Here is a 10,440-nt window from a genome sequence, read left to right as displayed (position 1 = left end):
CCTCGACGTCGAGGACGTCCTTGCCGAGGCGCTGGGCGGCGAAGCGCTGCAGCTCCATCCGGTCGCGGGGCGGCGGGACGTCCTCGATGAGCTGGTTGGCGGCGTCGATGCGGAACTTCGGCTTGGCGGTGCGGGCCGGGGCGCCGCGGCGCAGCCAGGCGAGCTCCTTCTTGACCAGCTGCTGGCGACGCTGCTCGGAGGCGCCCGCCTGGCGCTGGCGCTCCGCCTTGGCCAGCACGAACGACGCGTAGCCGCCCTCGTAGCTGTCCACGGACCCGTCGTGGACCTCCCACGTCGTCTGGCACACCTCGTCGAGGAACCAGCGGTCGTGGGTGACGACGATGAGGGCGCTGGTCCGGCCCACGAGGTGCTCCGCGAGCCAGGCCACCGCCTCGACGTCGAGGTGGTTGGTGGGCTCGTCGAGCACGATCAGGTCGTGACGCCCCAGCAGCAGCTCGGCCAGCGCGCAGCGGCGGCGCTCRCCGCCGGACAGCCCGAGGACCGGGCGGTCCAGCGAGATCCCCGCCAGCAGCTCCTCGACGACCCCGCGCATCATGGAGTCGGCCGCCCACTCGTGGTCGGACAGGCCGCCGAGCACGGCCTCGCGCACCGAGTGGGTGTCGACCAGCTCGTCGCCCTGGTGCAGGTAGCCGATCTCGACGCCGCGGGTCATCGACACGCGGCCCGAGTCGGGCTCCTCGAGGCCGGTCATCACCTCGAGCAGGGTGGTCTTGCCGTCGCCGTTGCGACCGACGATGCCGATGCGCTCCCCCGCCGAGACGCCGAGGGAGACCTCGTCGAGCAGCGGGCGCACGCCGTACGACTTGGAGACCCGCTCCAGGTTGATCAGGTTGGCTGCGACGCTCATCGGGTCCTCACGCTCATCTGGCTCACACTCATCCGATCTCGACGACCTGCGCGCCGGGGACCGGCCCCGCCGCCACCAGCACCACGGCGTGCCCCGAGGCACGCAGCGCTCCGGCCAGGGCGTGGGCGGCGGTGGGCGACTCGGCCAGGAACAGGCAGGTCGGGCCGGACCCGGACACGATCCCGCGGACGGCTCCCTCGGACTCCCCGAGGTCGAGGAGGTCGCCGAGGTCGGGACGCAGGTCGAGCGCCGGCTCCTGGAGGTCGTTGCGCAGCGCGGCGCCGAGCCGGTGCGGGTCGGAGGTCGCCAGCGCCTCGAGCAGCGCGTCKGCCGACGCAGGCTCGGCGTCCGCCCCGGGGAACATCTCGTCGAAGCGGCGGTAGACGGCCGGGGTGGACAGCCCGCCGACGGCGGACGGTACGACGACCCACCACCAGGGCCCGCTGTCGGCCACCGGCGTCACCCGCTCTCCACGTCCGGTACCGAGCGCGGTGCCCCCGATGAGGGCGAAGGGCACGTCGCTGCCCAGCTCGGCGGCCAGGGCGAGCAGCTCGTCGTCGGGCGTGCGGGCGTCCCACAGCCGGTCGAGGGCGAGCAGGGCCGCGGCGGCGTCGGCGGACCCGCCGGCCATCCCCCCGGCCACCGGGATCTCCTTGTGGACCAGGAAGTCCACGACCGGCTCACGGCCGACCCTCGCCGCCATCAGCGTGGTCGCGCGGGCCACGATGTTGTCGGCGCCGGCCGGCACGCCGGAGACGTCGACGTGCTCGGCCCCGTGGGTCACCACGCGGAACGCGTCGCCCTCGGTGGCGACGAGCTCGTCGTGCAGCCCGATCGCCTGGTAGACGGTCTCGAGCGGGTGGAAGCCGTCCTCGCGGGCGGCACCCACGCCCAGGTGGAGGTTGATCTTGGCGGAGGCTCGGACGTCGACGCTCGGCGGCAGGCGCCGCTCCGGGGTCACCACCCGCGACCGTCCGTGTCGCGCCGGCTCTCGTCCCACGGCATGCCCTCGGCGATCCGGGCGAACTCCTGGACGCCGATGACCTCGCCGCGCGTGGTGGGATCGACGCCGGCGTGGACCAGGGCCGCCTCGGCGGCCTCACCCGACCCGGCCAGGGGACGCAGCGCGGCGCGCAGCTGCTTGCGGCGCTGGGCGAACGCCGCGTCGACGACGGCGAAGACCTGCTGGCGCGACGCGGTGGTGACGGGGGGCTCGCGGCGGGTCCACGCGACCAGGCCGGAGTCCACGTTGGGGGCGGGCCAGAAGACGTTGCGCCCGATGGTGCCCGCGCGGCGTACGTCGGCGAACCAGGCGGCCTTCACGCTCGGGACGCCGTACGTCTTGGAGCCGGGCGGCGCGGCGAGCCGGTCGGCGACCTCCGCCTGGACCATCACCAGTCCGCGCTCCAGCGAGGGCAGCAGCGTCAGCATGTGGAGCAGCACCGGGACCGACACGTTGTAGGGCAGGTTGGCGACCAGCGCGGTCGGCGCGGGGCCCGGCACGGACTCGACGCGCATCGCGTCGCCCAGCACCACCTCGAAGCGGTCCACCCGGTCGGGGGCGTGGGCGGCGATGGTCTCGGGGAGCAGACCGGCCAGCGCCTCGTCGAGCTCGATGGCCACGACGCGGCCGGCCACCTCCAGCAGCGCGAGGGTCAGGGACCCCAGGCCGGGGCCGATCTCGACCACCACGTCGTCGGCGCCGACGCGCGACTCGCGCACGATCCGGCGCACCGTGTTGGGGTCGATGACGAAGTTCTGGCCGCGCTGCTTGGTGGGCCGCAGGTCCAGCCTGGCCGCCAGCTGACGCACCTCCGCCGGCCCGAGAAGACTCGGACCGGCGGAGGGGGTTGTCATGCGTCTCAGGCTAGTGCCCGGGGGGTGCCGTCAGCGGGGCAGGCCCAGCTTGGCGGCGCAGGCCGGCCAGGCGCCGTACCCGCCCGAGGCGTCGCGCACCTTGGTCGCGATGGCGATCTGGGTCTCGCGGGAGGCGCTGCTCGGGAGGCCGGAGCCGCCGTACGACTGCCAGGTGCCGAGGTTGAACTGGAGGCCGCCGTAGTAGCCGTTGCCGGTGTTGATGGCCCAGTTGCCACCCGACTCGCACTGCGCGAGGGAGTCCCACACGGTGCCGCCGGAGGCGATGGTCGGCTCGCTGGGAGCCTCCTTGGTGCCCACCTTGACGATGGCGTCGACCGGGGCACGCGTGACGTCGGACGAGAGCACCTTGCGGGCCACGAGCTCGTCGTTGCGGAAGCGGAGCTCGTAGGTGACGTCGCGAAGCCCGGCCCGGCCGGCGCGGACGGTCTCCTGCTCGCCCTTCATCATCGAGTCGTCCTGACGGGTGATGGTGTCGAACCCGATGGACTGGCCCTTCTCGCTGCGGGTCACGACCCGGATGTCGGTCACGACGACCTTGTCGCCGTCCGAGATCTCCTTGTCGAGGGGCGGGGTGACCTTGTCGCGCTTGCYGACCTCGACGTCCATCTCGGCGAGGACGTCCTCGACGGTGAGGGCGGTGATCCTCTTGCGCTTGAGCCCGGCGTCGCCGACCTTGACCTTGAGCACCTTGGGGGTGACCACGTCGAGGGTCATGCCGGTGCGACCGAGGGGGGCGCTGCGGCTGGTGGACAGGTCGGCGCCCTCGAAGCGGCGACCGATCTCGCCCAGGGCGCTGGCCACGGTCGTGGAGTTGACCCAGTAGGTCCGCTCCTCGCCGTCGACGCTGAGGGACAGGGTGCGACCGAACTGCACCGAGATGCGGGTGCCGTCCTCGATGGGCTCGTCGACCCCGGGGGCGACGAGGTCCTTGTCGGTGACCTGGACGCCCTGGGCGGCCAGGACGTCACCGACGGTGCCGCCCATCGCGTTGATCGTCTGGGCCTGTCCGTCGAGGGACAGCGTCACCGACTTGTTGAGGGCCGCGTAGCCGACCGTGGTCCCGCCGACGGCGGCGAGGATGACGGCGACGAGGGTGACCAGGAGGGCCTTGGACTTGCTGAGGTGGGCGATGCGTGAGCGCACGATGCTCCGAACGTCGAGCTTCCCGGGCCTCGGGCGTCAGCGCGTCCGCGTGCAGCCGTGGTCATCTCGGGAACGATCACGTCGTGCGAGCGGGGGTCTCGCGGAGATGGTCGCAACCACCTCCCGGCGCTGGCGGATCTTCCCGATCCCGGCCAACAGTCACAAGACGATAACGGCGTCTGGACCCCTGTCAAACTCCTCGGGGCCCGTGTCCGCGCCCTCGCGACGGGCGTCTCCGAGGGCACGCGGGGGTCCTGAGCGTGGATCTTGCCCCTCCGGTCACACGCGCCCCAGCCGTCGCGCGACACATTTCACCAAGATCCGCCGAACGCCCTCTCGGTGTTGGTGTCGATCGCGTGGCACAGCGCCTCGAGGTCGTCGCCGCGCACCTCGGCCATCGCCCGGACCGTCAGCGGCACGAGGTACGACGCGTTGGGACGCCCGCGGTACGGCGTCGGCGTGAGGTACGGCGCGTCCGTCTCGACCAGCACCCGGTCCAGCGGGGTGACGGCCAGGGCGTTGCGCAGCGGCGCGGCGTTCTTGAAGGTGACGGTGCCGGCGAAGCTCAGGTGCGCCCCGCGGTCCAGGCACCGGCGGGCGAACGCGTCGTCGCCGGAGAAGCAGTGCATGACCCACCGCTCGGGAGCCCCCTCCTCGTCGAGGACGCGCAGCACGTCGTCGTGGGCGTCGCGGTCGTGGATGACGAGGGTCTTGTCCAGCCGCTTGGCCAGGTCGACGTGCCGCCGGAAGCTCTCCTCCTGCACCGCCCTTCCCTCCTCCCCCGTCCGGAAGTGGTCGAGCCCGGTCTCGCCGACGGCCCGGACCTTGTCGTGGGCGCCGGCCAGTCGCTCGATCTCGGCCATCGACTCGTCGAGGTCGTCGACCCGGGGCGCCTCGTTGGGGTGCAGCGCGACCCCGGCGACCAGCTCGGCGTGCCGCGCGGCCGCCTCGACCGCCCAGCGGGCGCCCGGGAGGTCGCAGCCGATCTGCACGATGCGCGCGACGTTGACGTCCGTGGCCCGCCGGATGGCCTCGGCCGGGTCGACCCAGTCGCCGTCGGCGATGTCGAGGTGGCAGTGGTTGTCGACCACGGGCAGCGGCAACGGGTCCGGGGCGGGCGGACGCTCCCGGTCCCGACGGGACCCCGACGTCTCCTCGGTGGCGGCCCGGCTGCGGGTCGGCCGGTCGGTGGGCTGGTCGGACAGCTGGTCGGACATGGGATCGAGGCTAGCGAGCCCTCACGAGAGGTGGACGGCGGCGTAGACCTCGCGCTTGGGCAGTCCCGCCCGGCGGGCGACGTCGGCGATCGCTTCCTTGCGCGTGGCCCCGGCGGCCTCCTCCTCGGCCACGGCCGCGCGCAGGTCGTCGGGGTCGCTGCCGACCTCGGCGGCGGGCGCCGCGCCCTCCACCACGATGGTCACCTCACCGCGCACGCCGTCCGCGGCCCAGGAGACGAGGTCGGCCAGCGGGCCGCGGCGTACCTCCTCATGGGTCTTGGTCAGCTCGCGGCACACCGCGGCCGGCCGGTCGCCGCCCAGGGTCTCGGCCATGGCCGCCAGGGCGGCCTCGGTGCGGTGTGGCGCCTCGAAGAACACCATCGTGCGCTCCTCGCGAGCCAGGTCGCCCAGGCGGCGCGAGCGCTCCCCCGCCTTGCGCGGCAGGAACCCCTCGAAGCAGAACCGGTCGACCGGCAGCCCGCTCACGGCCAGCGCGGTGAGCACCGCGCTCGGTCCCGGGACGGCGGTGACCCGCACGTCGTGCTCGACGGCGGCCGCGACGAGGCGGTAGCCGGGGTCGCTGACGCTGGGCATCCCGGCATCGGTGACCAGCACCACCCGCTCCCCGGCGAGCAGCGCCTCGAGCAGCACGGGTGTCCGGGCCGACTCGTTGCCCTCGAAGTAGGACACGACCCGGCCGCCCAGGGTGATGCCCAGGTCGCTGGTGAGCCGCTTGAGGCGACGGGTGTCCTCGGCGGCCACCACGTCGGCGCCGGTGAGCTCGGCCGCCAGCCGGGGCGGCGCGTCGGCGTACTGCCCGATGGGTGTCGCGGCCAGGACGAGCACACCGGCGGCAGTCATGGGGCGAGGGTATCGGTGGGCCGTCGTGGCGGGCCGACTCGATGGGGCGTCTCGATGGGGCGGGCGAACTAGAGTGCCCCGCGTGACCGCCCCGCCCACCGTCAGCCTCTCGCGGACGGCCGCCGGCAGCGAGGTTCCGACCGCGATCGAGCGGGCCCGGCCCCGCTGGCGCGGCGAGGACCCGGTCGTCGGGTGGACCGGTGCCCTGGTGGTCGCCGCGCTCGCGTTCTTCCTGCGGTGGTGGCGTCTCGGCACGCCGCACCAGTTCTCCTTCGACGAGACGTACTACGCCAAGGACGCGTGGTCGATGCTCGGCAACGGCTACGTCCGCGAGTACGTCGAGGACGCCGACACGTCGATCCTCAACGGCCACCTCGGCGGGCTGTGGGAGTCCGGTCCGTCGATGATCGTCCACCCCGAGGTGGGCAAGTGGCTGATCGCGCTCGGCGAGAAGGCGTTCGGGATGGACCCCTTCGGGTGGCGGATCGCGGCGGCCGTCGTGGGCTCGCTGATGGTGCTCGTGATGTGCCGCTTCGTGCGCCGCGTGACCGGCTCCACCGTCCTGGGACTGGTGGGCGGGCTCCTGCTGTCGCTGGACGGACTGCACCTGGTGCTGTCCCGGCTGGCGCTGCTCGACATCTTCCTCGCCTTCTTCATCCTCTGCGGGGTCCACTGTGTCGTCGCGGACCGACAGTGGTTCCGCGAGCGGCTGGCGCGGGGGGCGGCGCGGCGGCTGTTCCGGCCCTGGCTGCTGGCCGGCGGGGTCGCCTTCGGGCTCGCGGTGGGCACGAAGTGGACGGCACTCTTCCCGCTGGCCGCGTTCGGCGTGCTGGCCTTCGCGTGGAGCTGGGGGGCGCGGCGGTCGTTCGGCCACCGCCGGGCGCTGCTGCGGGCCGTGCTGCTCGACGGGGTGCCCGCCTTCGCTCACCTCGTGCTGGTCGCCCTGGTCGTCTACGTGGCCACCTGGTCCGGATGGCTGGTCCACGCCCACGAGTACGAGAAGGCGCTCAGCAACACGCAGTACACGACGTACGACGGTGGCAAGAAGTGGCCCACGGCCACCGAGCCCGACGCCGACGGTCTCGGCGAGGTCGTCCAGTCGCTGCGCTCCCTCTGGTACTACCACCAGGACGTCTACACGTTCCACGCCCACTTCCTCAACGACAGCGAGCACGTCTACGCCTCCAAGCCGGCGGGCTGGCTGCTCATGAGCCGACCCGTCGGGGTCGACGCGCAGCTCGACATCAAGCCCGGGTCGCAGGGCTGCGACGCCCCCAAGGGCTCCGACTGCCTGCGCCAGGTGCTGCTGCTCGGCAACCCGCTGATCTGGTGGGGCGGTGTGCTGGCGTTGCTGCTCGCGGTGGTGCGCTGGGTCGGGGCGCGCGACTGGCGCTTCGGCGTCGCCGTGGTCGGCACCGGGTCGACGTGGCTGCCGTGGCTCATGTACGACGACCGGCCGATCTTCATCTTCTACGCCATCGCCTGCCTGCCCTTCCTCGTGCTGGCGCTCTCGCTGGCGCTCGGCACGCTCGTCGGGACCTCGGACGAGCCCAGTCCCCGGCGCACGGCGGGCGTCGTCGTCGCCGGGTCGTACGTCGTGCTGGTGCTGCTCGCCTTCGCGTGGTTCTGGCCGATCTGGACCGACCAGCTCATCACGCACTCGGAGTGGCTCGACCGGGTCTGGTTCACCCGCTGGATCTAGCGGCGCCAGCGCTGCTGCGGGTCGGCCGCTCGCGACCTCGGCGCGTCAGGTGGCGGCGTACGGCTCGCGCACGGCGACTGGCGGCGCCCGACACCCGGACCGCCGGCACACCCGTCGGCCGCCGCCACCTGACCTCCACGGCGGCGACACAAGCCCGCCTGGACCGCGCCCACCGGGAAATGCCGAACGGCCCGCCGGAGAGGCGGGCCGTTGGTGTCGGGTGGAGGTGAGGGGACTCGAACCCCTGGCCTTCTCGATGCGAACGAGACGCGCTACCAGCTGCGCCACACCCCCCAGACGAGACGAAAAGATACACCGGCGGCGAAGGCGATCCCAATCAGCCCCACCGTCCCGCGCCGGACCGCTCGTCAGCCCGCCGGTCGGCCCACCGGTCAGGGCAGCAGCAGCGACTCGATCTCCTCCAGCGCCTGCCGGGCGTAGCCGCGCCACATCCTGGCGAGGACCGGCATCGCGAGGCGGCCGGCCGCGGTCGGGGTGATGTCCCACGCCCAGGTGATCCGCGTGCCGGTGCCGGCCGGCTCGAACGACCACAGCCCGTCGATCCCCGCCACCAGCGGCCTCATCGGCCCGCGGACGTCACCGATCGCGTAGCCGAAGGACCGCGGGCGCTCGACCGAGGTCAGCGTCTCGCGCATGGTGCCGCCGTCGGCGAGCACGATGGTGCGGGTCCGGCCGACCTCGTCCCACGGCCCCGACTGGTCGCGCACCTCGCGGATCGGTGGGATCGCCAGCCACCGGCGCCGGAAGATCTCGGGCAGCGGGTGCGGGAGCACCCGGTCGAACGCCTCGTCGACCGGGACCGGGACGGCGCGGGACTGCGACAGGTGCAAGGTCATGCCCGTCAGCCTAACGGCGGTGCACGGCGGGCAGCAGCGCTCCGGACAGGCTCAGGAACCGGTGGCGCGACGCTCGCGGGCCGCGCGGTCGACCTTCGCGGACGCCTCGCGCTCCTCGGCCTCGCGGGCCAGCGCGGAGTCGCTCTCGCTGCGACCCGAGGACCACACGCCGGTGGACTCCAGGTCGATCGTCTGGACGGTACGCCGGGTTGCTGCGGGCTTGGAGACGTAGGTCGGCAGCGTCGTGGGGACCATGTCCCAGGAGCCGGGCTCCCGCAGGACCGGAGCCGCGACGCCCACCGCAGGAGTGTCGGCCGGATCCTGGGAGGCGGCGACCGTCTCGATGACGACGTCCATCTCCGCCTCCGTCGGGCCGACCTCCGGGGAAGGGGGCTCGGACACGGCGGTGGCGGTGCGGGGCACGACGGAGGAGTCCGGGGAGGCGGGAACGCGCCGCGCGGCGGCCCGCTCGCCCTTGACCATGAGGCGGCAGGCGACCAGCCAGGTGGCGAGCAGCAGGACCGGTGCGGCGACCCACGGCCAGGCGACGACCCGACCGAGCGCGAGTCCCAGCACCACCGCGTTGACGAGCAGGACCGCGCCGAGCACGCGACGGCGTCGGCGGGCGGCCTGCTGGGCGGCGGCGCGACGCGCGGCGAGCGGGACCGAGGAGGAGGAGGAGGAGGACGCAGCGGAGCGGGTCGAGACCTTGGTCGAGACTGTCGAGCCCGACGGGGCACGACCCGGCGTCACGACCAGGCGCGCCTCACGGCGACCGACCGGCTCACGTCGCGCCAGCACCCGCATCGTGTGCGAGAAGCGCTCGACGGAGCGGCTCCGCACCGCCTCGTCATGGTGCTGGAGCGCCTTGGGGATGAGATAGACGGCCCAGGCCACCGCCAGGGCGACGAAGATCAGTGCGCTCGGGTCCACACGTGGAGGTTAGGTTCGCCAGCACACCCTGGGGCGGATGTCTACAGGTGTGTCGCGAAACAACTCGTGTGACTCGTGGGAAAAGTGCTCAGCAGAGTCGGCTGAGCAGTGGCCCGGGGCACTCCTCGACGGTGACCGCGAAGATCCGGTGGTCGCGCCAGTCCCCGTCGATGTGCAGGAAGAGTGGTGCGTAGCCGATCTCGCGGATGCCCAGCTTCTCCACCACCCGCAGCGAGTTGGAGTTCTCGGGGCGGATGCAGATCTCGACGCGGTGCAGGCCGACCTCGGCGAAGCAGTGGTCCACCACCATCGCGACCGCGGCAGGCATGATGCCCCGTCCGGCGAACTCGCGCCCGAGCCAGTAGCCGATCGAGGCGAACTGCGCCGAGCCGCGCACGATGTTGTTGACCGTGACCTGGCCGGCGAACCGTCCGTCCACCTCGATCGCGAACGGCATCGCCTGGCCCTGCCGGGCGTGCCGCAGCAGCCGTCGAGCCACCTGGCGGTAGCTACCGGCCCGCTTGCCGCTGCCCGGCGGCATGGTGGCGTCCCACGGCCGCAGCCAGTCGGCGTTGCGGCTGCGGAGCTCGCGCCAGGCAGCGCTGTCACCCGCCTCGAGGGGCCGGACCACCACGTCGCCGTGGACGAGCCGCGCCGGCCAGCCCGGGGTCACGGGTGGTCGCTCCCGACGACCTGGTCCACCGCGTGCCGCAGCACCGGCTCGAGCACCGCGAGGGCATCGCGTACGCCGCCGCGCGAGCCCGGCAGGTTGACGACCAGGCAGTGCCCCGCAACGCCCGCGACGCCCCGGGAGAGCATCGCTGTCGGCACGCCGGCCTGCAGGCCGTAGGCGCGGACCGCCTCGGCGATGCCGGGGACCTCACGGTCGAGCAGCGGACGGGTGGCCTCGKGCGTGCGGTCGGTCGGCGTCAGGCCGGTACCACCGGTGGTGAGCACCACCCGCGCGCCGGCGTCGACGGC

11 protein-coding genes and 1 tRNA gene are annotated in these 10,440 nt (G+C 73.3%); 1 reads left to right on the top strand and 11 read right to left on the bottom strand.

The features are described from left to right. From ACXJKL_RS06340 to rsmI, 6 genes are all read right to left on the bottom strand, one after another. Positions 1 to 868: ABC-F family ATP-binding cassette domain-containing protein (locus ACXJKL_RS06340; protein WP_457206213.1), on the bottom strand; the 868-nt coding region annotated here is incomplete at its 3' end. Between the two features lie 28 nt (positions 869 to 896). Next, entirely contained in the window at positions 897 to 1,832 is a 936-nt protein-coding gene (locus ACXJKL_RS06335) for a 4-(cytidine 5'-diphospho)-2-C-methyl-D-erythritol kinase (RefSeq protein ID WP_457206212.1), read from the bottom strand. Continuing rightward, on the bottom strand, positions 1,826 to 2,725 hold the full coding sequence (gene rsmA, locus ACXJKL_RS06330; protein ID WP_457206211.1) for a 16S rRNA (adenine(1518)-N(6)/adenine(1519)-N(6))-dimethyltransferase RsmA: 900 nt from the start codon (positions 2,723 to 2,725) through the stop codon (positions 1,826 to 1,828). Before rsmA ends, ACXJKL_RS06335 begins: the two co-directional genes overlap by 7 nt. A 30-nt stretch (positions 2,726 to 2,755) precedes the next feature. After that, positions 2,756 to 3,889: a transglycosylase family protein gene (locus ACXJKL_RS06325; protein WP_457206210.1), complete on the bottom strand. Its 1,134-nt coding sequence runs from the start codon at positions 3,887 to 3,889 to the stop codon at positions 2,756 to 2,758. Between the two features lie 311 nt (positions 3,890 to 4,200). Next, complete coding sequence (locus ACXJKL_RS06320; RefSeq protein ID WP_457206209.1) at positions 4,201 to 5,106, bottom strand: TatD family hydrolase; 906 nt, start codon at positions 5,104 to 5,106, stop codon at positions 4,201 to 4,203. Between the two features lie 21 nt (positions 5,107 to 5,127). Further along, entirely contained in the window at positions 5,128 to 5,967 is an 840-nt protein-coding gene (rsmI, locus tag ACXJKL_RS06315; protein ID WP_457206208.1) for a 16S rRNA (cytidine(1402)-2'-O)-methyltransferase, read from the bottom strand. Positions 5,968 to 6,049: 82 nt separating this feature from the next. Here rsmI and ACXJKL_RS06310 point away from each other — a divergent pair, with 82 nt between their 5' ends. Then, positions 6,050 to 7,669: a dolichyl-phosphate-mannose--protein mannosyltransferase gene (locus tag ACXJKL_RS06310; RefSeq protein WP_457206207.1), complete on the top strand. Its 1,620-nt coding sequence runs from the start codon at positions 6,050 to 6,052 to the stop codon at positions 7,667 to 7,669. A 221-nt stretch (positions 7,670 to 7,890) separates the two neighbouring features. Here the strand turns inward: ACXJKL_RS06310 and ACXJKL_RS06305 are convergent. From ACXJKL_RS06305 to ACXJKL_RS06285, 5 genes are all read right to left on the bottom strand, one after another. Beyond that, a tRNA-Ala gene (locus tag ACXJKL_RS06305) sits at positions 7,891 to 7,963 on the bottom strand. A 98-nt stretch (positions 7,964 to 8,061) separates the two neighbouring features. Next, entirely contained in the window at positions 8,062 to 8,526 is a 465-nt protein-coding gene (locus tag ACXJKL_RS06300; protein ID WP_457206206.1) for an SRPBCC family protein, read from the bottom strand. Positions 8,527 to 8,577: 51 nt separating this feature from the next. Then, a complete protein-coding gene (gene sepX, locus ACXJKL_RS06295; RefSeq protein WP_457206205.1) occupies positions 8,578 to 9,459 on the bottom strand; it encodes a divisome protein SepX/GlpR in 882 nt (293 codons plus the stop codon). A gap of 88 nt (positions 9,460 to 9,547) precedes the next feature. Next, a complete protein-coding gene (locus ACXJKL_RS06290) occupies positions 9,548 to 10,132 on the bottom strand; it encodes a GNAT family N-acetyltransferase (protein WP_457206204.1) in 585 nt (194 codons plus the stop codon). Further along, the coding region (locus tag ACXJKL_RS06285; RefSeq protein ID WP_457206203.1) for a MogA/MoaB family molybdenum cofactor biosynthesis protein at positions 10,129 to 10,440 on the bottom strand (312 nt) is incomplete at its 5' end. The genes ACXJKL_RS06290 and ACXJKL_RS06285, both read right to left, overlap by 4 nt.

It is taken from the genome of Nocardioides sp. P5_C9_2 (assembly GCF_054049555.1).
The sequence above is the reverse complement of the archived record's forward strand: the minus strand, read 5'-3'. Positions and strand labels throughout refer to the sequence as shown.